Source organism: Capnocytophaga sp. ARDL2, from assembly GCF_041530365.1.
GTDB lineage: Bacteria > Bacteroidota > Bacteroidia > Flavobacteriales > Flavobacteriaceae > Flavobacterium.
Genome location: NZ_CP168034.1, coordinates 545454 through 570459, shown reverse-complemented (window position 1 = coordinate 570459; position 25006 = coordinate 545454). Strand labels below are relative to the sequence as shown.

Below are 25006 nucleotides of genomic sequence, written 5' to 3'. Positions count from 1 at the left end.
TCTTACAATGTCTATAAAAGATTCTTCCTTCCACTATCGTTTCAATCTGAATGACATTAGGTTTCTATATACTTTTACTTAATTAGTATTTTGAAGCTACTTCTTTAGCTACTTTTTCCAATGTTGCAGTAGCCTCGTCAGACAAGTTTCCTGCTTTCAATGCATTCAAAGTATCTTTGTGAGACAAGTTCAACACTTGCAAGAAGTCTTTTTCAAACTCTTTTACTTTGTTTACAGGTACATTTCTCAACAAGTTTTTAGAACCTGCGTAGATGATTGCTACTTGGTCTTCTACTTTGTAAGGATCGTTTACAGATTGTTTCAAAATCTCAACATTTCTCTTACCTTTTTCGATTACATTCATAGTAGCAGCATCAAGGTCAGAACCAAATTTAGCAAACGCTTCCAACTCGCGGTATTGAGCTTGGTCTAACTTCAAAGTACCTGATACTTTTTTCATTGATTTGATTTGTGCGTTACCTCCTACACGAGACACAGAGATACCCACATTGATCGCTGGACGAACCCCTGAGTTGAACAAGTCTGACTCTAAGAAAATCTGTCCGTCTGTAATTGAAATCACATTCGTTGGGATATAAGCAGATACATCTCCCGCTTGTGTTTCGATGATTGGCAATGCAGTCAACGATCCACCACCTTTTACGATTGGTTTCAAAGACTCTGGCAAGTCGTTCATGTTTTTAGCGATTTCATCGTCTCCGATTACTTTTGCAGCACGCTCTAACAAACGAGAGTGCAAGTAGAATACATCCCCAGGATACGCCTCACGACCTGGTGGACGACGAAGAATCAATGACATCTCACGGTAAGCAACCGCTTGTTTTGACAAATCATCATAAACAATCAAAGCAGGACGCCCTGTGTCACGGAAATACTCTCCGATAGCTGCACCAGCCATTGGGGCATAAACTTGCATTGGAGCAGGGTCAGACGCATTTGCAGCAACGATGATTGTATAAGCCAAAGCTCCTTTTTCTTCTAATGTTTTTGCAATATTAGCAACAGTAGATGCTTTTTGTCCTACTGCTACATAGATACAGAATACTGGTTTTCCAGCATCGTAAAATTCTTTTTGGTTCAAGATTGTATCGATACAAACTGTAGTTTTACCCGTTTGACGGTCACCGATTACAAGCTCTCTTTGTCCACGACCAACTGGAATCATAGCATCTACCGCTTTGATACCTGTTTGTAATGGTTCAGTAACTGGCTGACGGAAGATAACTCCTGGTGCTTTACGCTCGATTGGCATTTCGTACAATTCACCACCGATAGGACCTTTACCGTCGATTGGGTTACCCAAAGTATCTACAACACGCCCAAGCATTTGCTCACCTACTTTCAAAGAAGCGATTCTTCCTGTGCGTTTTACAATAGCTCCCTCTGTAATTTGAGATGAAGGTCCGAACAATACGATACCTACATTGTCTTCTTCAAGGTTTTGAACCATTGCTTCCAATCCATTTTCGAATTGAACCAACTCACCGTATTGAGCGTTAGTCAATCCATGAACACGAGCAATACCGTCTCCGATTTCTAAAACGGTACCTACTTCTTCGATAGAAGTATCTGCTCCAAAATTAGATAACTGTTTCTTTAGAATTGCTGAAATCTCAGCAGGTTTAATTTCTGCCATCTTGTATTTTATTTTATCACGCTTTGGAATTGCGTGGTTGTATTAGTTATTAAATTCTCTTTTCAGTTTTGTCAATTGATTCAACAAAGAAGCGTTGTACTGTTGATCGTTGATTCTGATTATAAATCCTCCGATGATAGACGGATCGATTTCGTTTACAATCGTAACTTCTTTATTTGAAAGTTCTTTTACTTTTGCCATTACTTTGCTTTCCAATGCTGGTGTCAATGGTGTAGCAGTAGTGATATAGGCTATTTGTTTTCCTTTCAACTCGTCGTACAATGCTGTGTATTGTGATGCAATTGGCAACAACAATTCGATTCGGTTGTTTTGTAGTAAAAGGGCAAACAATTTTTGCGTGTCTTCGCTAGCAGTTGTAAAGATTTCCTTTAATGCAGCAACTTTGTTTTCTCCTTTGATGGTTGGATTTTCCAAGAAAGTTTTCAATTCGTTGCTTTCAGCGATAGTAGAGAAGATTTGTTTCATATCGTCATTTACTACCTCTGCTTTGCTGTTTGCGTTGGACACATCAAGAATTGCTTTGGCATATCGTAAGGCTGCTCTTGTTCCTGTCATAACGCAAGTATTAGTTTAATTTGATTTCGTCTAATAATTTTCCTACCAATTGCTCTTGAGCTGATTGGTCTGTCAATTGATTTTTCAACAATTTTTCTGCAATTTCTATCGAAAGTGTTGAAACTTGGTTTTTAATTTCTGCCATAGCCAAGTTTTTCTCGTTTTCGATAGTTGCTTGTGCTTGTGCAATCATTTGAGCTCCGGCTGCTTGAGCCTCTTCTTTAGCTTCTGAAATCATTTTTTCTTTTACTTCTTTCGCTTCTTTCAACATAGCATCTCTTTCAGCTCTTGCTTCGATTAATAATTTCTCGTTGCTTGCTTTCAAGTTTGCCATTTCTCTTTTTGCATTTTCAGCAGCTGCCAAAGCGTCTGCGATACCAGCTTCACGCTCTTCTAAAGCGTTTACGATTGGCTTCCATGCAAATTTTCCTAATACGAAAATAATTACGCACAAGATAATGATTTGCCATAAAAACAATCCTGCACTAAAATCGTTTATTAACTTTTCCATTTTTTATATTCTAATTAATTTGTTTGTTCTCGTTTTAATTTTGATGGCGATACAAAAAATTAATGTGAAATAACTCGTTGATTTTTTCTCAAGCAGATTACGCAAATTTTCGTAGATTGTTTTTTTTCTTAAAATGCAATTGTAAAAACAGCACTAAGAAATTATTGGACCTACCGTCTAAAGCAGAATATCACAGATGTTTTTTTTTTGATAAATCAAAAAAATAATCAACGCAATCAATATTATCTGCGTTATCTACTTAAATAAAAAGTAAGCGTAAAGAGGATTATAAAAAATCAGCGTGAATCTATTCACAAAATTTTACTGACGCCTGATTTTGTTTAATCAAACAATATCTGTAACCAACCGTTACAGATATTGCTTTTTGTTGAAAAATTACTTTCCTAAGATTAAAGCACCGAATGCCAAACCTTCCAATAATGCTCCGATGATGATCATCGCAGTTTGGATTTTACCTGCTGCTTCTGGTTGACGAGCGATTGCGTCCATTGCAGAAGATCCGATTTTACCTAAACCGTAACCTGCTCCGATTACGATCATACCAGCACCAATGATAGTTGGAATTGTCATAATAAATAAATTAAATATAATTAAACAAAATTTTTATTCTCTATTTTTTTCTAAATCTTAATGGTGGTCGTGGTCTTGTACCGCTGAACCGATAAACAATGAAGACAACATTGTAAAGATAAACGCTTGTAAGAATGCTACAAGGATTTCAAGGAATGTCAAGAATGTGGTCAATAAGAACGATACTCCTGCTGCTCCTCCTGTACCCAATGATTGTTTCATTACAAAAGCTACTGCAATCAATCCCATTACTACCGAGTGTCCTGCTGTGATGTTTGCAAACAAACGAATCAACAATGAGAATGGTTTTGTAAACATACCCAACACCTCGATTGGAGCCAAAACGATTTTCATAGGTACTGGCACCCCTGGCATCCAAAAGATGTGTTTCCAGTAATCTGCGTTTGCACTCAAGTTGGTATATAAAAATGTAAACAATGCCAAGGCTACTGTAACAGAGATATTACCTGTAACATTCAACCCAAGTGGTGTCAATCCCAACAAGTTCAACAAGAAGATTAGGAAAAACACCGACAATAAGTACGGCATGAATTTTTTGTATTTTTTATCTCCGATGTTTGGTCTTGCCATTTCGTCACGCACATAGATTACCAATGGTTCTAATGCACGAGCAAAACCTTTTGGCAAGTTGTTTGGCGAACCTTTATATGTTTTTGCTAAAGATGTGAAACCTAAAAACAACAATACGGAAGCCAACAGCAATCCAAATACATTTTTAGTGATTGAAAAATCAAATGGTTTTTCGTTTGTTGGGTGGTGGTGTTCGTCATACGAAATAGTACCTTCAGCATCTGTTTTGTAGATTTTTCCGTGGTCGTATTTATAGTAATTCCCGTCGATTTCTTTTACTTTTCCTTTATAAACGAAATCTTCGTCAGACATAAACACTTTCAAACCTCCGTCGAACAAAATCACTGGAAGTCCAAATCCATAATGTTTTCCTGTAAATCCATCACCATAAAAAGAATAGTAGTGATCGTCCATCAAGTGATGGTCGATAAACTCACTAACAAACTCCTGAGATGCAGGATCTTTTCTCTCCTCTCCTTCTGCTCCACCTGCTTTTACTGTAAAGGTAGTCAAAACAAAAAGAATGGCTGCTAATAATTGAAATGATTTTTTTAGAGTTAACATATCTTCCTTCTAAATATTACGGTTCGTAAATTTCGTGCAAAAATAAAGAATTATTTAATACACTCATTCATTTATCGCTTTATTTTTTATTATTTTTTATCATTTAATAATTTGTACGCTACAAACGCATCAAAACCTATTGACAATAAAAAGATTATCAAATAATTGTATCGGATAAACAACTGCTCGTCTCCCATTTCCAAGACAGGATTGATAAAGAAATAATGTCCGACCAATTTCAATGTTAGCAATATAAGAAAGACAAATCCGAGTTGATGAGCGATAAATTTTTCGGCAACGGTGATACAAATTGTAAATAACAAGGTAGTCAATGCCGTGAAAAAATAGATTTGCAACAAACTGTACGACGATTGCTGCCACAAAGCAGTTTGTTCAAATACCTGTACTATAAGAAAGTGCACCACAAAAAGTATCACGAAATAAACAATCGCTTGTATGCTAAACGATAGGGTTTTGTTTTTCATTGTTTTTATTTTTATATTTTTTTACCACTTAGTTCCGATAGTTATCGGAAATCGCTAAAATAAGCGTAACGCATATAATAAAAAATCAGCGTGAAGCTAATTCATATTTTTTTACAAAGATAGGGAAGAGAAATTTATTTTGAATTATAAGTGCTGATTTTTGAAACATTGGTTACATCTTTCTGCAGAAAAAAGCAGAAATAATAAATTTAAGTTTTACTAAAAATCATAATTCACCATTCTTTTAACATAATCTTAACTCTACCCCCCCCATTAAAATTTATAAATAAAATGTTTTTTTACATATAAAAGATAAATTATGACAGAAACAGTAGCAACAAAAAAATACCCCTTACTTTTGGCCAATGAAAGAATCGGTCGATTAGACTTCTTTTTATGCATTTTAATAAACATAGCTATTTCAATAATAGACATAGTATCTCATATTCCAAATATCTCAGAAAGTACATATACTATAATCAATGGATTCGTAGGTATATTTCAATTTTATTTCATACTCGTACAAATCATAAAAAGACTACACGATTCAAACTTAAACCGTGTGTATGTACTTATTTGGTTAACCCCATTAGTAGCAACAGTTGTTTTAGCAGTTACAACACAAAATGAAAGCGTCTCACTTTTAATATTAATTCCCTCAATATTTATGCTGTATCTACTATTCAAAAAAGGGTACGAACATATAAACAAATACGGTCTACCTCCAGCAAATATACTTGCAACAGCAGTTACCTACACAGAAATTCCCACAAAAACAGAAAAAACAATACAAAAAAAAACAACGAACTCACTGATGAAACAGTCTTCGATATAGAATATTTACACAAATCCACTTGGAAAACATCTTTCCTCATAGCAGGAAACATCTACAAAAAAAAAAAAACAAACAATAACAAAGAAGCTCAAAAAGATAGTTTACAATACATCAAACAAGTACAAAGAATTTTATAAGTCGTTTAAAGAAGGTGAAGTTTTTACACTCTGTTTTTCCGCAATCACAAACTCAAATATGCGTGGTTCATCAGATTATAAATACTTGTAAATATGTCGTTTATAAAGATAAAAAAGAATTTACAACCGATATGAAGCATATTTATACGGCTCCTAATAAGGAAGCTGCCAAAGCTGCCTTGGAGGATTTTGCTAAAAAATGGGAGTCAAAATACGGATATGCAATAAAATCTTGGTACAATAAATGGGACGAATTGACTGTGTTTTTTGATTTCCCTTTGGAAATAAGAAAAATTATATACACAACTAATCTCATTGAGAATCTGAATGGTAAGATTAGAAAATACACTAAAAACAAGATGTCATTCCCTACGGATAAAGCCGTCCAAAAATCGGTTTTCTTGGCTTTGAGAGGCAACCAAAAAATGGAGTATGCCAATCCAAAATAGGGATATCATTCTTAATCAATTTATGCTTATATTTGCAGAAAGGCTCAAGTTATAAAAACTCAAGCCTAACTTTTTTAACTTACACACTTTGGGGGATAGTGTCACGAATAAATACGAGAAAGCCTTAACTCTACTCCGCTCTCTTCTTGAGATACTCCGTCCAGTTTTTCTTGATTAATATCAAGGCATAATCGTGCGAACTCACCAAATGCGGCTGTTGTTTGATGCCGTATTCCTTCTCTACTTGTAAATAGATTTGTGCTGATTTTGCCAGGTTACCGGAACGGATACCATGCAACACCAAAAACATTTTTTCTGGACTGTAAATATCTGCCGAAAAATACACGCCAGTATGTCCTCGCTCATTGGCATATCTTTCCAAAGATTCTTTTAGCTTTTTGCCCTCGGCATCCAATGGATAATGGACTTCGTAAACCATTTTTAAGTTACGCGTCAAATCGTTTTTAAACTCCATTTTCTGAAGTTTTGGCAATTCGCTACTCAATATGCGTTGTGCTTCTTTTCCTTCGTTTGTATTTGGATAACTGGTTGCTACATGTTGCAACGATTTTTTATACTCTTCCAATCCATAGAGTTTTCCAGCTACAATCGCTCGGAGCAATTCGTATTTTCCTATCAACTGATCGTTGAATACCAAAGGAATGGCTTCGTCCAATTGTTGTAACGCCTCCACAAAATGACCTTTTTCGTACAATTTATAGATAGATTCGTAACTGTTGTTTTGATTTCCATCTTCCGAAATATCCGCATTTGGATTGACCATAATTTTGGTGTATTTCGAATTTGGATAAGTATTCATCATTTTGTCCAAAATGCGTTGTGCTTGTTCTGGATGACGATTTTTATACAATTTATACAATTGATAATAAGTTGCCTGTTCCAAATCTACTTTTGGAATAAAAGTAAGCAAAGTTTCGTATTTGTTGATCGCAACATCATACTCTTCCAACTTGTCTGAATACAACAATCCCAATTGATAGTACGCATCATCTCGCTCTTCTTTTAGCTTGAGAATATCTTTGATATCCGTAGGCAATTGTGCCAAAAAGAAATCGGCATTGTATCGCATATCTCGCGGATTGTAAGTATCTTCTACTTTTGTCCCTTTAGCTGGTTCTGTAGTAGTTGTTTCTGCCATTTGTGTAGATTGTACACGACTTGCCCAACGCCAATTGTCTGCCAATGGTCGGTTTCCGTATTTCTTCTTAAAGTCTTCTTTTCCTTTGTTCAACGCCTTGTCTGAATAAAAGTAAAAAGACGAACTCTGTACTACTACAGCTGCTGTATTTACCTTGGATTTTCCTTTTGACGAAGCCGCTTTTGCCTTTGCTTCTTTCTCTTCATCCAAACGGCGTTTTTCATCGAGTTGAGCTTGCAAATAAGTGCGTCTTTCAGCATCTTCCATTCCTATCAAAAACAGTAAACTGTCGTTTTCTCGAGCTATTTTTTCATATTTTACAATATCAACCAGGTTGTTTCTCTTGCGTTTTACCGTGAGATATTCCTTTGAATTGGGATTTATATACAACATAGTACTATCGTAGTAGATTCCCGCTGTTTCAAACTTTTTATAGCGATAATACATTGCTGCCATATTGGCATAATTCTGATATTTTAGCGAGTTGTTGTCTTTTCCTACTTTTAGCGATTGGTTGTAGTTTTTTACAGCCGCTTTTAGGTTGTCTGCCTTGTCGTTCATCGCACCAATTTGATGAAAAATCACATCGGCATAGGGTCTATTTTCACGATCGTTGAGCAAGGACAAATGTTCTTTGGTAAATGCCGCTGTGTCTATGGTATGAAAGTCTTGATTTTGAAATCTCGCTGCATGTGCATTGATTACCAAAGCTCGTGGTGCTTTACGATTAAAGTCGATTACATCTTGAAAATTTTGAAACGCCTCATCTTTTGCATCAGTTTTGGCGTTTAGCTGCCCTAAAATATAGGTATATCTTGCTTGTTTTTCGTTGTCGTTGGTCAATTCGATTGCCTCTTTCAACGGGATTTTTGCCGAATCTAAATATTGCAAATTGATGTATCCTTGAGCCAATGTTGCCAAAGCCTCAGATTTTACTTCTTTGCTTACATCCTTGTTTTTCAACAACTTTTTGATGTTTGACACCGCCAAATCGTTGTATTTCATCTTTAGATTGGTCTTTTCTCGCCACAAAATCGCATCATAATACACCTCACTGTCGGGATATTTCATGATAATGTAGTTAAATGCCTCAATCGCTGGTAAAAATCTCAAATCGTGATAACGAGATTTTCCTAACAACATATAGGCTTGATCGATTTGCGGATTGTATTCCTTTCCACCCACATACATCGAGTGCAATTGTGTCGCTTTGATGGCTTTTTCTTCCGCTTTTTGAAAATGAGGATTTTTGTCTTGCTTGTCGGCAATGATTACGGCGTCTTCGTCCTGACGCATTTGCTCTACGGTAAGGATTTCTTGAAAGTTGTCTTTGTATTTTTTCTGAATCATCTGTATCCCGCGATTATAGGACACATCACCATTGTACAAAATATTGTACTTGGTAGTAGTTGCGTGGTACTTGCGATTGGCAAGACTCGTTTTTTCGGTAGAACATGCGATGGCTATCAATGCTACCAATCCGAAAGCAAGTTTTTTAATATGACGATTTTTCAAGATACTCTGTTTTATTTCAAAGATGTAAAAGTAGGAATTTTTGTTTAAATTGGAAAATGTTTTTATTTAATGAAAAAAGCTGTTCATACATGTTGTGAACAGCTTTACTATAGTTTCGATTAAAATCTCTTACCTATCTTTACACCTATTTTAAATAGTTCATTGAAATTTATTCCTCCTATTGAAAACAAATATTCATCTTTTGATACAGGAAATTGATATCTAAGATTTGCTCCTAATAACCAATTATTTTTGATAGTATATTCATACCCTAAACCTGCTTGTGCAACCCAAAGAATAGTTGTATAATGCGAAGTATAATCTTTAAAACTTTTTACAGAACCGTCAGCATCTTTGACAATTTCCGACAAACCATATTCCAATACATCTTGAACATTGGCACCAGCTCCTGCTGTTACATACAAATTACTTTTTTCATTTTTCACGATTGAATAATTTGCATTTACCGTATAAATATTCTGGCTACCTTTTACCCATGGATTTCCTAATGTCAAATCTTTTGCAACACCATTAATAAAATTTTCTCTATCAATTTGAAAAGCGTTGATGGCTCCAGCTTTATTGGCATATTTTGGAAAACTATTAAATCTATCAAATTGCATATTTAATGATAGTGAAAGTCTATCAGTTATAGAATAATCGTATTCAAACTCCCATCCATTAAATAATAAATCTTCAGTTGAAGGTCTTGTAGTTACATTACTCACAGAAAATTTATGATTCTCTTGTGCAAAGGTTTTCGATAAGTTTAAAATCGAAAACAACGCTATTATTATTACTTTTCTATTAATTATTTTATTATTCTTTCTGTAACATTTTTTGTTAAATGAGGTTTAAAATAATATTCTAAAGCACCTGCTGTTCTAACAGTATATTTGACTTTCCCTTCAGCAAACACTCCAGCCCCTGAATCATTTACTATATGTGTTAAAAGAGATCTCCTTGACACATTATTATTGTATCTCAACTCTCTTCTTTTACCTAATGACATATCAAAACTTACATTTAAATTCGGATCTGCTGTTGGTTTCTTAGTTGTAGAGTTCCAACCTAACTTCACACTTCCATTTACACTTATGCTTCCTCCAAAAGTATGGTGAGAAACTAAAATAAACGCTTGTTCTCCTTCATGCATATTCCAATCATCATCCCAAAGTATATTAACATCAATCCATTCTTTATTTCTAATCTTTTTCCTTTTTATATCTAATTCACTAACTAACAAATTTGAATGTGATGATAAAGGAAATATTAAATTACTATTATCATCAATAATTAAATTTGGACTTGCTTTAATTATTGAAATTGTTGTTGGTGCAAAAATAGTTGAGTAATAATCAGTAAGTCTAATCCTTGGAATAGTCACTTTTAATATATCTTCATCTTGTACTTTTCTATAATCAATATTAAATGTTAAAAAACCAGACCATCCTTGTTTTTGCCATTCTGGTTGAAATTGATAAAATGGAGGAATTGTAAAATTATGACTTGTATCAGTTAAAATAAAGCTTTCTACAAGATTATCATCATTAGAAATAGGTCTAATAATTAAAGTTGGTTTGCTACAAGCATAGTCATCATTAACTTTCTCAACAATAGTATAAGTAGTAGTTAAATTATCAATTGAATTTGCCAAATATTGGCTTTCATTAAAAAGATATCCAATATTTGATTCTGCACCATTCATTGGATCCCAAGAAAAGGCAACACTTGCTTTTTTGAAATTAAAATGTATACAATTAATAGTTAAAAATTACATACTTTTGAATATCTATAAAAAACAATAAACTTTTCCAAAGAATTCAATGCAAAGCTAAACAATAATTTTTTACTCTACAACTTTTTTCACCTTTAAATTCCATTCAATAGTTGGCATTCACTATTTTTTTGTAAATTTGCTCCCTATTTCAAACATTCAAAATGAATAAGCTTTTAATAGTAGGAACTGTTGCTTTTGATGCAATAGAAACTCCTTTTGGCAAAACAGACAAAATATTGGGAGGTTCTGCCTCGTATATAGGTCTGTCTGCTTCGTATTTTCAAACCTTAAACGGTATAGTTTCGGTAGTAGGAAACGACTTTCCTAAAGAATATTTCACGCTTTTACAAAACAAAAACATCGATTTGACGGGAGTGGAAACCATCGCCGACGGAAAAACTTTTTTCTGGAAAGGTCGCTACCACAACAACCTCAACTCGCGCGATACTTTGGAAACTCAACTCAATGTATTAGCAGATTTTTCGCCTGTGGTTCCAGAAAATTTCAAAGACGCGGATGTTTTACTTTTAGGTAATCTTCACCCATCGATTCAAATCAGCGTAGTCAATCAGATGAGTCGCCGACCAAAATTGATTCTCCTCGATACGATGAATTTTTGGATGGACAACAGCCTTGCCGAGTTGAAAGAGGCTTTGCAATTGGTAGATGTAATCACTATCAACGACGAAGAGGCTCGACAATTGTCTGGTGAATATTCGCTGAGAAAAACTGCCAAAATGATTGCCGATATGGGACCTAAATTTGTCATCATCAAAAAAGGTGAACACGGTGCGTTGCTTTTCCACAAAGAAGAAGTGTTTTTTGCTCCGGCTTTACCATTGGAAGAAGTTTTTGACCCAACAGGTGCGGGAGATTCGTTTGCGGGTGGTTTTGCAGCCTATTTGACAGAGCAAGATGTTTACAATTTTGACACCATGAAAAAAGCTTTGATTCACGGTTCGAATATGGCTTCGTTTTGCGTTGAAAAATTTGGCACAGACAATCTTGTCAATCTTTCCAAAAAACAAATCGACCAACGATTGCAAGAATTTAAAAAATTATCACATTTCTAATAAAACAAACAACACACGATATTATGAGCGATGCTATCAAACACGAGTGCGGTATAGCACTTTTACGACTTAAAAAACCGCTATCTTTCTATAAAGAAAAATACGGAACTGCATTTTATGCCATTCAGAAAATGTACCTCTTGATGGAAAAACAACACAACCGTGGTCAGGACGGTGCTGGATTGGCAAGTGTGAAACTCGATATGCAACCGGGACAACGATACATCAGTCGTGCCCGTTCCAATAAGCCTTCGCCTATTCAAGACATCTTTTCTCAAATCAATGGGCGTATCAATCAAGAACTGAAAGAATATCCAGAACTTGCCAACGATATGGAAGCGTTGAAAGTACAAATGCCTTATTTGGGTGAAGTATTTTTAGGGCATGTTCGCTACGGTACTTTCGGAAAAAATAGCATCGAAAGTGTACATCCGTTTTTGCGTCAAAACAACTGGATGGCGAGAAACCTTATCGTTGCAGGAAACTTTAACCTGACCAATGTAAAAGATTTGTTTCAAGATTTGATTCGCTTGGGGCAACATCCAAAAGAAATGGTAGATACAGTGACGGTAATGGAAAAAATCGGACACTTCTTAGACGACGAAATCGAAAACTTGTACCTACACCTTAGAGATAACGAGGGCGTGTCTAAAAAAGACGCCACGCCTATCATCTGCGAACGATTGGACATTGCTCGTATTTTGCGTAGAGCATCTAAAAACTGGGACGGTGGATATGCAATGGCAGGAATGCTCGGTCATGGAGATGCTTTCGTAATGAGAGACCCTGCAGGTATTCGTCCAGCTTTTTATTTTGAAAATGATGAAATCGTAGTGGTTTCTTCAGAAAGACCGGTCATTCAAACAGCTTTCAATGTTCCTTTTGACGAAATCAAAGAATTAGATCCTGGAAAAGCGATTATCATCAAAAAAAATGGAAATGTTTCGTTTGAACAAATCAACGAACCTTTGGAAAGAAAGGCTTGTTCGTTTGAAAGAATTTATTTCAGCAGAGGAAACGACGCATCTATCTATCAAGAGCGTAAGCAATTGGGTAAAACTATGATGCCTATGATTTTAGATGAAATCAACCACGATTTGGAAAATACCGTTTTCTCATACATTCCAAATACAGCAGAGGTTTCTTATTTTGGTATGGTAGAAGGTGCTCAAGACATTTTAAACCAACAAAAACAAGAGAAAATCTTGGCTGAAAAAGACAGTTTGACTCCAGAAAAATTACAGTCTATCTTGTCAAAAACCATTCGTTCGGAAAAAATTACGATAAAAGATGCCAAATTGCGTACTTTCATCACCGACGACGACAACCGCGACGATATGGTAGAGCATGTATATGATGTAACTTACGGTGTGGTAAAGCCTACGGACACATTGGTAGTAATCGACGACAGTATTGTAAGAGGTACTACATTGAAAAAATCAATTGTAAAAATGCTCGACCGATTAAATCCAAAGAAAATTGTAGTGGTATCGTCTGCACCGCAAATTCGCTACCCAGATTGCTATGGAATTGACATGGCAAAAATGGATACTTTGATTGCCTTCAATGCAACTTTGGAATTGTTGAAAGAAAACAATCTATATCATTTGATAGACGAAGTATATCAAAAATGTAAAGCAGAAGAAAATCTTCCAGATGCAGAGGTTACAAACTATGTAAAAGAGATTTACGCACCATTTACAGACGAGCAAATTGCCGATAAAATCAGTGAAATGTTGCATCCAGATACGGTAAAAGCCGATTTGAAAATCATTTTCCAAACGGTAGAAAATCTTCACCTTTCTTGTCCAGACAATTTAGGAGATTGGTATTTTACAGGAAATTATCCAACCGCAGGAGGAAACAGAGTAGTAAACCGTGCCTTTATGAACTTTGTAGAGGGTAAAAACGATAGAGCGTATTAATCATAAAAAAGACAGTCTTTTGTGACTGTCTTTTTTATATATTTGCACAAAACATTTATAACAAAGAAACAAATACTCATGAAAAAATTACTGTTTAGCTTATTGGCAATCCCAATGTTTTTTTCTTGTGAAAAAGAAACGGAAACAACCATCTATCACAGCAAAAAAGTATTTTACACTATCAAATCATTTGATTTAATCTTTAACGACCCCATGGATTTAAACAACGATGGAATCGGAAGCACCAATATTATGGAAGAATTGGAAGCAGGGCACTATTTTACCAATCCTCGCACACCAGATTGCGAAATTATCCAACCTATCTATCAAGGCGAATTTTCTCCTATATTAAATGTAACTTTGCCAAAAAGCTACACAGAATCCCAACCAACACACAACGGTACGATAGAAAAAAGGGAATATTCTCACCGTTTAAACCACAACGGAGATTTGAGTTATAGAGAAGAATTTAGCGATGGAACACGACTTTTATCACTTACAAAACTATCTCCAACAGAGTTTTCTTTGACCATTTTAAAACCTGTATTCAACTACCTCACCAACCAAACCGAATATAGAATTTTTACTATTGTGTTTAAGGAACATACTGAAGAATAAGGTCCAAACCAGCAACTATTCCGTTGCTGGTTTTTTATTTTCAAAAAAAATACTTTACCTTAGTGCTTTTAAAACTATAAAAAAATACAATTATGGAAACTTTTCGAGTGGAAAGCGATTTACTTGGTGAAAAATCTATTTCAAATGAGGTATATTACGGTGTGCAAACCTTAAGAGCATTGGAAAATTTTAAAATTTCTAAACATAAACTTTCAGACGAACGCGAATTTATCAAAGCTCTCGGCGTGGTAAAACTCGGAGCGGCTCAGGCAAATTTTGCTTTGGGTATTTTGGACAAAGAAATTTTTACCGCTATCGAAAAAGCATGTCTCGATGTAATCGAGGGTACCTTAGACGCTCACTTTCCGGTAGATTTGTTTCAAGGCGGAGCGGGTACTTCGACCAATATGAATACAAACGAAGTCATCGCCAATCGTGCGTTGGAATATTTAGGTCACGAAAAAGGTGCCTACAACTTCTGTTCGCCAAACGACCATATAAATCTTTCGCAATCTACCAACGATGCCTATCCATCGGCATTGAAATTGGCTTTGTTTCAAAAAAATAAAGCTTTGATAGAAGCATTGGAAAAATTGTTTTTTGCCTTTGATAGAAAAGCATCCGAATTTATCGATGTTATCAAAATGGGGCGTACGCAACTACAAGATGCCGTACCTATGACTTTGGGTCAAGAGTTTCGTGCGTTTGCAAAAACCTTGAGAAAAGAAATTGCACATTTACAACAAGCCTCGCAAAACTTTTTGGAAATCAATATGGGAGCAACTGCCATCGGAACGGGACTCAACGCCACTCCAGGCTATGCCAACCTGTGTACCGAACGCATCGCTTTTATCCTCAACGAACCTGTAAGACTCGCCGAAGACCTTGTAGAAGCAACTTCAGACACGAGTGCGTTTGTACACTATTCGTCTGCATTGAAACAGCTGTCTATCAAATTGTCTAAAATATGCAACGATTTGCGTTTGCTTTCGTCAGGACCAAGAGCAGGATTGTTTGAAATAAACTTACCAGCCAAACAACCAGGTTCGTCAATTATGCCAGGAAAAGTAAACCCAGTGATTCCAGAAGTTGTCAATCAGATTTGCTTTAAAGTTATTGGTAACGACACAACAATCATGATGGCTTCGGAAGCAGGACAATTGCAACTCAATGTAATGGAGCCTGTCATTGCTCTTTCTTTGTTTGAATCTATCAACTTATTGACCAACGGCTTGCATACGCTACGAGTAGAATGTATCGACGGTATCACTGCCAACAAAAAACATCTAAAAAACGAAGTAGAAAACAGCATCGGTATCGTTACAGCTCTCAATCCGCATATTGGATACAAAAACTCGACAAAAATCGCAAAAGAAGCCTTGGAAACTGGTGGAAGTGTGTATCAATTGGTACTCGACCACAAATTGTTGAGCAAAGAACAATTGGACGAAATTCTCAACCCAAAAAATATGCTCGGCCCTACTGAGGAAAACTTATAAGATTAGTGATTTATTTTAACACAATAATTTTTTGTTTTTCTACGGAGCTCCGATAACTATCGAAATGGGGCAAGTCCTCGATTCATGACTAAATAAAAACAAAGTAGCTAATTAGAGTAATTAAAATAATCTGTGAAAATTCGTGTAATTCGTGGCAAAAAACAACTAAATGAAATATTACATCATAGCAGGCGAAGCCTCAGGTGACCTTCACGGTTCCAATCTAATGAAAGCCCTCTACAAAAAAGCCCCCACTGCCGAAGTACGCTTTTGGGGTGGAGATTTGATGCAAAAAGTAGGCGGTAGATTAGTCAAACACTACAAAGATTTAGCCTTTATGGGTTTTATCGAGGTCGTAGCCAATCTGCGTACAATATTGAAAAACATTGCGTTTTGTAAAAAAGATATTTTACAATTTCGACCCGATGTGTTGATTTTTATCGATTACCCAGGATTTAATATGCAAATCGCCAAATGGGCCAAAAAACAAGGATTTGACACCCATTATTATATTTCGCCTCAGATATGGGCATGGAAAGAAAATCGCATCAAAGACATCAAAAGAAACATCAATCAAATGTATGTGATATTACCGTTTGAGAAAGATTTTTACGAAAACAAACACCAATATCCCGTGCATTATGTCGGACATCCATTGATTGATGCCATCGAAAATTTCCGTACCAAAGAAACCGAAGATTTTCGTATAAAACATCAATTGGATGAGCGTCCGATTGTGGCGTTATTGCCCGGAAGTAGAAAACAAGAAATCAAAAAACTATTGGAAACTATGCTGACCATACCGCAGCATTTTCCTGAATATCAATTTGTAATTGCAGGAGCACCCAGTTTGCCAAAAACTTTTTACGAACCCTTTTTGACTAATGATTCGGTACATTTTGTATCCAACGACACCTATAATTTGCTCAATAATAGTTATGCAGCAATTGTAACCTCTGGGACGGCAACTTTAGAAACCGCACTATTTAGAATTCCACAGATTGTGGTGTACAAAGGAAACGAAATTTCGTATCAAATAGCCAAGCGGATCATTACGCTAAAATACATTTCTTTGGTCAATCTTATTATGGACAAAGAGGTTGTTAAAGAATTGATACAGTCCGAATGCAACCCAACCACATTGAAAAAAGAGTTTGAAAAAGTTATCAACAACCCAAAAAGAAAAGAAATCCTCGAAAACTACGATAAACTATGGAAAAAACTCGAAGGAAGAGGAGCGTCTGAGCGAGTTATCAACATTATTCACTCGTTAAAAAACAACTAATTATTTAGTTGTCTTGACTATTTTAATTATATTTGCGATTGTTGTTTGAAAAAACAACTTTTTTTGAGGAAAGACCTCACATAGAGAATCAAGATTAACTTATAAAAACAGAATAAGTGCAAGTAATGAAATCAATCAAATTATTTTTATGCGTAGCGGCATTTGGATTGTCATCACAGGCAACCCTTGCACAGACAAAAAACAAAGCAGTAGCTTCACACCAAACCACACAGGAAACCATCGACAAAATTAACCGTATGATGGGCGTGGAAGAAGAAAATGCAAAAGACACTAAAAAAACTCAAGAGCGTCGCGTAGTAGCTGTATCGCCAGAACAGTTGGACGAATTGAGAAAAGGTACACAAACTTCAAACAAAAACACAGTACCTGTAAAAAACAACAACAATCAAATCACATGTTATCTTACAGAGCAATTGCTCAATGTAGCCAACGACTACAAAGGAACGAGATACTCATGGGGAGGTATGAGCCGCAAAGGCATGGATTGCTCAGGATTTGTAAAAACAGCTTTTGACCAATTCAACATCAACTTACCAAGAACCTCAAGAGAGATGGCTTCTTTGGGTACAAGAGTTACGAAAAGAGATGCAAAACCAGGAGATTTGATCTTTTTCAAAAACGGAAAAAGTAAAGTTATCAACCATGTAGGGATTGTAATCGAGGTAAAAGGAGATGAAGTAATCTTTATCCACTCTGCTTCATCAAAAGGAGTTTCGATCAACTCGACAAACGAGGCGTACTACAGCAAAGGATTTACACAAATCAACAGAGTGTATGATGCTCAAGTATTGTAAAGGTTAATTATTGTTCTATACAATATTTTGTTGCTTTTAGCGGTAAAATATCCAGTTATAAAATCCCATTTCGATAGTGAAATGGGATTTTATTTCTTTTACTCTCTAAAAAATTACTGCTGTATGCCTGTATTCTTTTATTCATACTCACTTTCATCTTCCATATTAGGATAACAATCCTCATATTCTCCTCTCTCAACATACACTCTATTACTTTCCAATTTACCATTGAAAAAATCCTCTGCTTTTTTCTCTCTGAAAAAAACTCCTCGCGTTTTCGTAGTGATTTATTTCGATACAAATCTAACAGCTCTATTGTAAATGTAAGATATAAAGCATCTTTTTTCTTTGCAATCTATTATATAACGGTCGTGTTTACAAAATTTATATCTATTGATAATAATTTTTCTTTTGAAAAATAACCAAAGTCTCGGTTTTTATACACATCCGTACTTCTTAAGACTTTATAATTTGAGATACATATATAAACACATTTTTCCTCGCTTTCGTTTGCTAACCTAAACCATACTCCAAAAAAAGATATTATTTTATTTCTTTGTTTGTAGCCATTATAATAAGGCAAACTTTCTTGATATGTTGGTATAAAAAAAACATTTCTCTTCCGGGTTTTCTATAGTCAATTCTACTTCAGTGTCAGAAATTAATTTTGCTTTCAGTGTTTGAGAATTTACAGTCAATGAAAATAATAGTGATAAAATGACGATGGTTGATTTCATATAGATTATTTCTTTAAAATATAATAATCAGACTGAAAGACTTCTTTTTCTTTCTTATTATTTATACTTTGGTAAAAAAACGATATATAATAATTCCTTTTAGGAGCTAATTCATAAGTCAAAAATGACAATGGAGTGTCATAATATATATCAGAAAGATACAGTTTCAATCGTAGTGTATCATTATTTTCCAAATTATATGAAATAAAACTATTTTTCGATTCGTTGGTATATCTTTCATGAATATCATATTCTCCTGGAAGGAAATAATTATCACCAGTGAAATCTATTGTGTCATAATGAATTTCTTTGAAAAAACAATTATACATTTTATAGTATAAATTAAATTCACTCGACATGTTTAGTGTATCTTTATTATTTATCTCAATTTTTCGAAAAACAGTATCCTTGTTTATTATATCTATAATTACATAATCATTAAAATTAATCTCTGAACTATTTTGAACTTTAATTTGTAAATTTTCTTCCTTTTTACAAGTAGTAAAAAGAAACAATAACAAAATCAAACTTTTATTTAGATATCGCATGGCTATGTTCACTTAATTTTTGACTAAAAAACATCTCATTTGGATTCATTCTAAAATTCCATAGATATGCTTTTTTCTATATATTCTTATCTTTCCAAATTCCCAAATCAACCCATTTAATAAGCATTTCTATCGAAATAGGTTCTATTTTTCTTAGTTTATTTCCAAAAAGTAAATTCCTTAGAAATCCACCGCCTTCATCATCAATATATTTTTCAAAAGAGAAGTGAGTTAAATCCAACTGAAATTCATTGACAAAACCTTTGATAAAATCCAATTTATCATCTCCATACATCCCAATATCATCAAGGGTTGTTTGGGGAAGTAATTCATCAATAGAACAATTCCAATAATTACTGATGTATGAAAATATTTTATTATTTATTTTCATTTTTATTTTGTTATTCTATTATAAATTACTTGTGTATTATATAGAGCCATACCAACATCATAAGTAAGTCCCAACCTACCGGACTATCCTCTCTTCCTAAAAATCTACCTAATACTTTAGTATAAACAACTTTACCAGTTTTAGTGTTAATATGTGTAGCCAATCTTTTTGGTAATTCTTGTGGAAATATTTTAGAACCATATTTTTCAGCGACATAACAGCTACAAACCATATGAAATAGAAAAAAAAATAAAAAATATCCTTACCATAATGTGAATTGATTAAATGTTCTATATTGTAAATATGGTTTCCAATTCCAAGACTGGTTTTCAAAACCTCTAATCTCCTATTAAATTATGAATAAATCTATTTTGTATAGCATGTCGTACCTTTTCGCTATTTGTACCTACTCGCCATCCTTTATAGCCCACAGTTAATGCTCCTAATCTATACATATCTGCTTCTGGATTATTCAAAATACCTAACTTTTCACCTTTTCTTAATCGTCCACTATTTTTATCTATATTATTTGGTTGTCCTGCATCTCCACCACTTTTTCCCGTAAACAAATTTGTTTGTATACTAAATTCACCTATTCCAATTCTCATTGCTGCAGTACGATACATATCTGTATCATTAACCAATGCTTTTCCTAATTTATTGAATGGTGCACCATCATTTTCATACATCACACTAAAATCACCATGTCTGAAACCAATCATTCCTGTGCGTTGCTCAAAATCTCCACTCCAAAAATTAGTACCCAAGCTCACGCCCATTTTCCCATCGTCCCAAGAGGCTAATATTGATTTTCTGATTTCAAATCCATTGTACCGTAACCCAATCAATCACAGGATTGGGAAAAACTTCGATTTCTTCAAAATTCTCATTATTATCTGAAAATGAATCAATTTCTTCTTTAGGATACGAATTATATAAAAAAGATTGTATCTCTATCACATCTAATTTTCTTTGTATTTGATTTCCATTAGCATCATAAGAAAATTGTAGAGATTGAGCGTTGGAAAGACATCCCATTAGCAATAAGCTAAAAGTTATTTTATTTTTCATTTTAAAAGTGTCTATAGATATAAACCATTATAATTCTTTTATTTACAAAATGATTTTAGACATGTTTTTCATTTTTTTCTAAATCTATTCCCTACTTCATTTTCTTGTAAAACAACAAATTATTAGTGATCGTATAGTCATCATCATACTTGGTTATCGAACGAAGATATAAAGCAAATTGATAATCTCCCAATTCAAAGAAAATAGGTGTTGCGGGGTCATCTCCTTCCGTTTTGCTGATTTTTTCATACAATTTTTCTACATCTTGAGTCAAATCATAGATCTCTTTCTTTGATCCTTTTACGTAGGTTACTTCCAAATCTTTCGATTCGTACGTTTCTTCAGCTGACAAATATACTTTAGAGCTATATGGCGAAACATCTACTACATTGGTAAAACCAACTGGTATTTCTACATCTGCCATGAAATACATGGCTTTTATAGCTATTTCAGAAGTTACTATTTCTACATCATTAAATTCTTCTTTATAATTTTCTTTCACATTTTCAAACAACCTAAAAAAATCTTCGTAATACACATATTTGTTTTGTAAATTAAAGACAAATTCAGTCGATTTTGTATAAGGTAATAACTGCTGCAAATACTCTTCTTGGTTTCTCTTTACCAAATACACCATCTTTTCACTGATTTCCATCGCGTCTTTATAGCTTACCGCTGCTTGTAAATCGATTATCCCATTGTAAATCATTTTATTTTTTTCTAAAATACTTACTAAAGCTCTTTTCTGACTATAAATAGAAAATTGAAACACATTGAAAATCGGCATCCATATACTAAACAATGCAAATCCCAATAAGGTAATAGGAATCCATCGAATGCTTGGTTGATTTTTGATTACAAAATACAAACTTATCACACTGAGCCACAACGCTATCATCACGACATAATATCTATTTTCTGTCACTCCATATTCCAATACACGTGTAAAAATGGCTACAAACAGCAATACGAGCAACGGCAACAAGGAATAGAAAAATATCTTTAAAAAAAACTTCACCCAATTGTTTTCTGTTGATTTTCCCAACGGATATACAAGCAAATATGCCAAAATTCCTACCAAGCTATACGCCATAATCATATACGAAACCCAACCTTGAGGCAGATTCCATGCAAATAGAATTTTTAATCCATAGAAATACAATATTACTCCATAAATAGTCAACAATGGAATAAGAATAAATTGTGTAAAGACTTTTAACGGTGTAGGAAACTGAGCATTTATTGTTTCTAAATGTGATAATTTTTTACAAAAACTCAAAAAGATAAAAGTGCTACCAAATCCTGCCGTAAACCAAAAAGTGTATAAATACCATTTTTCTTTGATCGTAAAGCCAAAGAGGTTTTCCAATGCTAAATATGCCAGTAATATCCCGCCTGTCAATACTAATGAAAACATCGCAGCTAATACAAAATAGACAAACAGATTTTTGTTGTATTCCCAAAAATTTTCCTCTTTTTGATTGGATGAAACAAAAGGTGCTACCGCCACCAACAAATGGGCAGAAAGAAAACATATAATGATAAGGATTGTCTCTTTTTGATTGATATATCTAATATCTGACGGCAATACAAACCAATAAAATGCCGCTAATAGCAACAACACCATCCCATTGAGTAAATAATATTTACCTATCCTTTCGGAAAGAGTTTTGGCTGTAAAAAACATACAAATACCGAGTAGTAATGTTATGGACAATCCCCATAAATCAAACGGTACTAATGTTGTTTCACTTTTATTGAAAACAATATAATCTGCACTAGTATTTGATGCTGAAATAGCACACACTATTGCCAAAAACGACGAAAGCAATACCATAGGATATTGTCTAAAAGTAGTTCCGGCTTGCGAAAAAATGGATAAAATCTTGTTCATAATAATATTTTATACTGATTTTATTTCAAAAGGTTCCAACAATCGATTTTGAGTCATTTTCAAAACGATTTGTGCTACCGCTACCACGTCTTTTTCACAATAAATGATGATACGGTCAATGTTTTGATCTTGGTAATAGACTTCGGCTACTTTACTTCCGTCAATATCGTCCTTTGGCGTAGGAATCCCCAGTACTTTGCACAACAATTTTAGGGAAGTAAAATGCTTGTAATCGCCAAATTTCCACAGTTCCATTGTATCGAGGTGCTTGACTTCCCACGGTTTTTTGCCTAAAAGATTCAAAATTGTCGGAATTTTCATATCATTAATTATCATACGACGGCAAATAAACGGCAAATCAAACTCTTTCAAATTGTGCCCACACAAATACAAATCTCTTTTGGCAAAACGTGTGGTCAACAAATTGGCAAAATCTTGCAACATTTTTTTCTCTTCTCCAAAAAATGACGTCGTACGAAATTGACGCTCCGAGCCAAATATGGCAAAATAACCAACTGATATACAAATGATTTTTCCAAACTCTGCCCAAATACCTGCTCGTTGATAAAATTCTTTAGGAGAAATATCCTCTCTGCGTTGATACGCTGTTTTATTTGCAAAAAGTTCTTGCATTTCCGGATCAAGCTTCCGAAAAATGTTCGATTTCAGGTACGGTTTCTATATCGAGAAATACTATTTGCTCTAATGGTGGCAATTGCATGATTTCATTTTATTTAAAAAGTGAAATTTAAGAAATATTTTTAGAAATATGAAAGATAAAAATTGGGTTTTAACAAAGAATTTATATTTTTGTTTTTTACAATGAAAATATGAAAGAAAAATCATCGGAAAATCAGTTGGAAAGAGGATTATCCAACCGACATATACAATTGATTGCCTTGGGCGGAGCGATAGGAACAGGGTTGTTTTTGGGCATAGGTCCTGCGGCAGTTTTGGCAGGACCTTCGGTAATTTTGGGGTACGGATTTGCGGGAATTATCGCCTTTTTTATTATGCGACAACTGGGGGAAATGGTGGTAGAAGAGCCTGTTTCGGGCTCGTTTTCGTTTTTTGCTCATAAATATTGGGGCAATTTTGCTGGCTTTGCCTCAGGTTGGAATTATTGGATACTATACATCTTGGTATCTATGTCCGAACTCACTGCTATTGGTATTTACATCCAATATTGGTGGCCTGAAATACCGCTGTGGGCATCGAGTTGCTTTTTCTTTTTGGCAATTACCGCTCTCAATTTGGGTTCTGTAAAAATCTTTGGTGAAGCCGAATTTTGGTTTTCTATCATCAAAGTAGTTGCTATCGTAGCCATGATTGTTTTTGGTACCTATCTCTTGATATCTGGAAGCGGAGGCAAACAAGCGACATTAGGCAATTTGGTAAACAATGGCGGATTTTTCCCAAAAGGGTGGTTTGAATCTACAGAAAACGGCTACCAAGGATTACTTGCCGTTATGGCGATAATCATGTTTTCGTTTGGCGGATTGGAATTGATAGGTATTACTGCTGCCGAAGCCGAAAAACCCGAGAAAAACATTCCAAAAGCGACCAATCAGGTGATTTATCGTATATTGATTTTCTATGTAGGAGCGTTGATTATTTTATTTTCATTGATTCCATGGCAAAATATCACCGAAAAAACCAGTCCGTTTGTAACTGTTTTTGACAATTTACAAGGGATGAATTTTACCTTGTTTGGAAAAGAACTTTCGGCTACAAACCTTATTGCAAATGCACTCAACCTCATCGTTTTGACAGCTGCTCTTTCGGTGTACAATTCGTCGGTTTACAGCAATAGTCGCATGTTGTACGGATTGGCTGAACAAGGAAATGCACCCAAATTTCTGCAAAAACTCAACAAAAACGCTGTACCCGTTCGTGCCATCGTAGTATCGAGTTGTTTTGCTGGATTATGCATCATCATCAACAAATTTATTCCCGAAGAAGCGTTTAAAATCTTGATGTCTTTGGTCGTTTCTTGTTTGATTATCAATTGGATTATGATTTCGTTTACGCATATAAAATTTCGCCAAGCAAAAGATAAAGAACAAACCAAAACCAAGTTTCCGTCCTTTCTATATCCTACATCTAACTATATGTGTATCATTTTTTTAGCAGGGATTTTAGGAATTATGCTACTGACAGGAATGGAAATCTCTGTAATTTTGATTCCTATTTGGTTGATTGTTTTATATGTGAGTTATCGACTGAATATAAAACCAAAAGTTGATGAAATTATCAACTAATAAAAAAACACCACAAAAAAAGTAGTCATTGCATTATTG

The 25006-nt window shown here is 34.6% G+C and carries 22 protein-coding genes and 2 pseudogenes; 9 read left to right on the top strand and 15 right to left on the bottom strand.

The genetic code is table 11. The features are described 5' to 3' along the window. Positions 1-82 precede the first annotated feature (82 nt). From atpA to AB4865_RS02840, 6 genes are all read right to left on the bottom strand, one after another. On the bottom strand, positions 83-1657 hold the full coding sequence (gene atpA, locus AB4865_RS02865) for a F0F1 ATP synthase subunit alpha (protein ID WP_372474227.1): 1575 nt from the start codon (positions 1655-1657) through the stop codon (positions 83-85). Between the two features lie 42 nt (positions 1658-1699). After that, the gene (gene atpH, locus AB4865_RS02860) at positions 1700-2233 is read right to left on the bottom strand and encodes an ATP synthase F1 subunit delta (protein ID WP_372474226.1); all 534 of its coding nucleotides are present in this window, start codon (positions 2231-2233) and stop codon (positions 1700-1702) included. 10 nt (positions 2234-2243) lie between these two features. Next, positions 2244-2744 (bottom strand): F0F1 ATP synthase subunit B, encoded by a 501-nt coding sequence (locus AB4865_RS02855; protein ID WP_372474225.1) that lies wholly within the window; start codon positions 2742-2744, stop codon positions 2244-2246. Between the two features lie 396 nt (positions 2745-3140). Next, positions 3141-3335, bottom strand: a complete 195-nt coding sequence (atpE, locus tag AB4865_RS02850) for an ATP synthase F0 subunit C (protein ID WP_372474224.1) — start codon at positions 3333-3335, stop codon at positions 3141-3143. A 57-nt stretch (positions 3336-3392) separates the two neighbouring features. After that, positions 3393-4490 (bottom strand): F0F1 ATP synthase subunit A, encoded by a 1098-nt coding sequence (atpB, locus tag AB4865_RS02845; protein ID WP_372474223.1) that lies wholly within the window; start codon positions 4488-4490, stop codon positions 3393-3395. 89 nt (positions 4491-4579) lie between these two features. Next, positions 4580-4975, bottom strand: coding sequence for a hypothetical protein (locus tag AB4865_RS02840; RefSeq protein WP_372474222.1), 396 nt, complete (start codon positions 4973-4975; stop codon positions 4580-4582). Positions 4976-5294: 319 nt separating this feature from the next. On the opposite strand from AB4865_RS02840, the gene AB4865_RS02835 reads away from it, so the two are divergent. Both AB4865_RS02835 and AB4865_RS02830 read left to right on the top strand, forming a co-directional pair. Continuing rightward, a complete protein-coding gene (locus AB4865_RS02835) occupies positions 5295-5810 on the top strand; it encodes a DUF805 domain-containing protein (RefSeq protein WP_372474221.1) in 516 nt (171 codons plus the stop codon). 160 nt (positions 5811-5970) lie between these two features. Then, positions 5971-6451: pseudogene (locus AB4865_RS02830) on the top strand (transposase); the annotation flags it as partial. A 75-nt stretch (positions 6452-6526) separates the two neighbouring features. On the opposite strand, the gene AB4865_RS02825 reads toward AB4865_RS02830, so the two are convergent. The 3 genes from AB4865_RS02825 to AB4865_RS02815 all read right to left on the bottom strand — a co-directional run bounded on the left by AB4865_RS02825 (position 6527) and on the right by AB4865_RS02815 (position 10778). Beyond that, positions 6527-9070, bottom strand: coding sequence for a tol-pal system YbgF family protein (locus tag AB4865_RS02825; protein ID WP_372474220.1), 2544 nt, complete (start codon positions 9068-9070; stop codon positions 6527-6529). 119 nt (positions 9071-9189) lie between these two features. Continuing rightward, a complete protein-coding gene (locus AB4865_RS02820) occupies positions 9190-9855 on the bottom strand; it encodes a hypothetical protein (protein ID WP_372474219.1) in 666 nt (221 codons plus the stop codon). 26 nt (positions 9856-9881) lie between these two features. Then, complete coding sequence (locus AB4865_RS02815) at positions 9882-10778, bottom strand: hypothetical protein (protein WP_372474218.1); 897 nt, start codon at positions 10776-10778, stop codon at positions 9882-9884. A 233-nt stretch (positions 10779-11011) separates the two neighbouring features. Here AB4865_RS02815 and AB4865_RS02810 point away from each other — a divergent pair, with 233 nt between their 5' ends. From AB4865_RS02810 to AB4865_RS02785, 6 genes are all read left to right on the top strand, one after another. After that, on the top strand, positions 11012-11923 hold the full coding sequence (locus AB4865_RS02810) for a PfkB family carbohydrate kinase (protein ID WP_372474217.1): 912 nt from the start codon (positions 11012-11014) through the stop codon (positions 11921-11923). A gap of 23 nt (positions 11924-11946) precedes the next feature. Beyond that, complete coding sequence (locus tag AB4865_RS02805; RefSeq protein ID WP_372474216.1) at positions 11947-13848, top strand: amidophosphoribosyltransferase; 1902 nt, start codon at positions 11947-11949, stop codon at positions 13846-13848. A 78-nt stretch (positions 13849-13926) separates the two neighbouring features. Further along, on the top strand, positions 13927-14466 hold the full coding sequence (locus AB4865_RS02800; RefSeq protein ID WP_372474215.1) for a hypothetical protein: 540 nt from the start codon (positions 13927-13929) through the stop codon (positions 14464-14466). A 92-nt stretch (positions 14467-14558) separates the two neighbouring features. Beyond that, a complete protein-coding gene (gene aspA / locus AB4865_RS02795) occupies positions 14559-15965 on the top strand; it encodes an aspartate ammonia-lyase (RefSeq protein ID WP_372474214.1) in 1407 nt (468 codons plus the stop codon). Positions 15966-16134: 169 nt separating this feature from the next. Continuing rightward, complete coding sequence (gene lpxB, locus AB4865_RS02790) at positions 16135-17250, top strand: lipid-A-disaccharide synthase (RefSeq protein WP_372474213.1); 1116 nt, start codon at positions 16135-16137, stop codon at positions 17248-17250. A gap of 125 nt (positions 17251-17375) precedes the next feature. Beyond that, positions 17376-18065, top strand: a complete 690-nt coding sequence (locus AB4865_RS02785; protein WP_372474212.1) for a C40 family peptidase — start codon at positions 17376-17378, stop codon at positions 18063-18065. 742 nt (positions 18066-18807) lie between these two features. On the opposite strand, the gene AB4865_RS02780 is transcribed toward AB4865_RS02785, so the two are convergent. The 6 genes and pseudogenes from AB4865_RS02780 to AB4865_RS02755 all read right to left on the bottom strand — a co-directional run bounded on the left by AB4865_RS02780 (position 18808) and on the right by AB4865_RS02755 (position 23430). Further along, on the bottom strand, positions 18808-19131 hold the full coding sequence (locus AB4865_RS02780) for a hypothetical protein (RefSeq protein WP_372474211.1): 324 nt from the start codon (positions 19129-19131) through the stop codon (positions 18808-18810). Between the two features lie 295 nt (positions 19132-19426). Then, positions 19427-19741, bottom strand: coding sequence for a DUF1493 family protein (locus AB4865_RS02775; RefSeq protein ID WP_372474210.1), 315 nt, complete (start codon positions 19739-19741; stop codon positions 19427-19429). A gap of 338 nt (positions 19742-20079) precedes the next feature. Beyond that, positions 20080-20589, bottom strand: coding sequence for a polymorphic toxin type 23 domain-containing protein (locus AB4865_RS02770; RefSeq protein ID WP_372474209.1), 510 nt, complete (start codon positions 20587-20589; stop codon positions 20080-20082). After that, complete coding sequence (locus tag AB4865_RS02765) at positions 20561-20812, bottom strand: hypothetical protein (protein ID WP_372474208.1); 252 nt, start codon at positions 20810-20812, stop codon at positions 20561-20563. Before AB4865_RS02765 ends, AB4865_RS02770 begins: the two co-directional genes overlap by 29 nt. 91 nt (positions 20813-20903) lie before the next feature. After that, positions 20904-22706 carry a DUF4153 domain-containing protein gene (locus tag AB4865_RS02760; RefSeq protein ID WP_372474207.1) on the bottom strand — a complete coding sequence of 601 codons (1803 nt, stop codon included), beginning with the start codon at positions 22704-22706 and terminating at the stop codon, positions 20904-20906. A gap of 9 nt (positions 22707-22715) precedes the next feature. Next, positions 22716-23430, bottom strand: a pseudogene (locus AB4865_RS02755) (3'-5' exonuclease). A 106-nt stretch (positions 23431-23536) separates the two neighbouring features. On the opposite strand from AB4865_RS02755, the gene AB4865_RS02750 reads away from it, so the two are divergent. Then, entirely contained in the window at positions 23537-24967 is a 1431-nt protein-coding gene (locus AB4865_RS02750; RefSeq protein WP_372474206.1) for an amino acid permease, read from the top strand. The last annotated feature ends 39 nt before the right edge of the window (positions 24968-25006 follow it).

Bases quoted from the DNA above. Each gene is read 5' to 3' on its own strand.
- AB4865_RS02805 (WP_372474216.1), top strand. From the start codon at position 11,947: ATGAGCGATGCTATCAAACACGAGTGCGGTATAGCACTTTTACGACTT.
- AB4865_RS02815 (WP_372474218.1), bottom strand. From the start codon at position 10,778: ATGAATGGTGCAGAATCAAATATTGGATATCTTTTTAATGAAAGCCAA.
- AB4865_RS02775 (WP_372474210.1), bottom strand. From the start codon at position 19,741: ATGAAAATAAATAATAAAATATTTTCATACATCAGTAATTATTGGAAT.
- aspA (WP_372474214.1), top strand. From the start codon at position 14,559: ATGGAAACTTTTCGAGTGGAAAGCGATTTACTTGGTGAAAAATCTATT.
- AB4865_RS02780 (WP_372474211.1), bottom strand. From the start codon at position 19,131: ATGTATAATTGTTTTTTCAAAGAAATTCATTATGACACAATAGATTTC.
- atpA (WP_372474227.1), bottom strand. From the start codon at position 1,657: ATGGCAGAAATTAAACCTGCTGAGATTTCAGCAATTCTAAAGAAACAG.
- AB4865_RS02785 (WP_372474212.1), top strand. From the start codon at position 17,376: ATGAAATCAATCAAATTATTTTTATGCGTAGCGGCATTTGGATTGTCA.
- AB4865_RS02800 (WP_372474215.1), top strand. From the start codon at position 13,927: ATGAAAAAATTACTGTTTAGCTTATTGGCAATCCCAATGTTTTTTTCT.
- atpE (WP_372474224.1), bottom strand. From the start codon at position 3,335: ATGACAATTCCAACTATCATTGGTGCTGGTATGATCGTAATCGGAGCA.
- AB4865_RS02765 (WP_372474208.1), bottom strand. From the start codon at position 20,812: ATGAAAAATAAAATAACTTTTAGCTTATTGCTAATGGGATGTCTTTCC.
- AB4865_RS02810 (WP_372474217.1), top strand. From the start codon at position 11,012: ATGAATAAGCTTTTAATAGTAGGAACTGTTGCTTTTGATGCAATAGAA.
- atpH (WP_372474226.1), bottom strand. From the start codon at position 2,233: ATGACAGGAACAAGAGCAGCCTTACGATATGCCAAAGCAATTCTTGAT.
- AB4865_RS02835 (WP_372474221.1), top strand. From the start codon at position 5,295: ATGACAGAAACAGTAGCAACAAAAAAATACCCCTTACTTTTGGCCAAT.
- AB4865_RS02840 (WP_372474222.1), bottom strand. From the start codon at position 4,975: ATGAAAAACAAAACCCTATCGTTTAGCATACAAGCGATTGTTTATTTC.
- AB4865_RS02750 (WP_372474206.1), top strand. From the start codon at position 23,537: ATGAAAGAAAAATCATCGGAAAATCAGTTGGAAAGAGGATTATCCAAC.
- atpB (WP_372474223.1), bottom strand. From the start codon at position 4,490: ATGTTAACTCTAAAAAAATCATTTCAATTATTAGCAGCCATTCTTTTT.
- AB4865_RS02760 (WP_372474207.1), bottom strand. From the start codon at position 22,706: ATGAACAAGATTTTATCCATTTTTTCGCAAGCCGGAACTACTTTTAGA.
- AB4865_RS02855 (WP_372474225.1), bottom strand. From the start codon at position 2,744: ATGGAAAAGTTAATAAACGATTTTAGTGCAGGATTGTTTTTATGGCAA.
- lpxB (WP_372474213.1), top strand. From the start codon at position 16,135: ATGAAATATTACATCATAGCAGGCGAAGCCTCAGGTGACCTTCACGGT.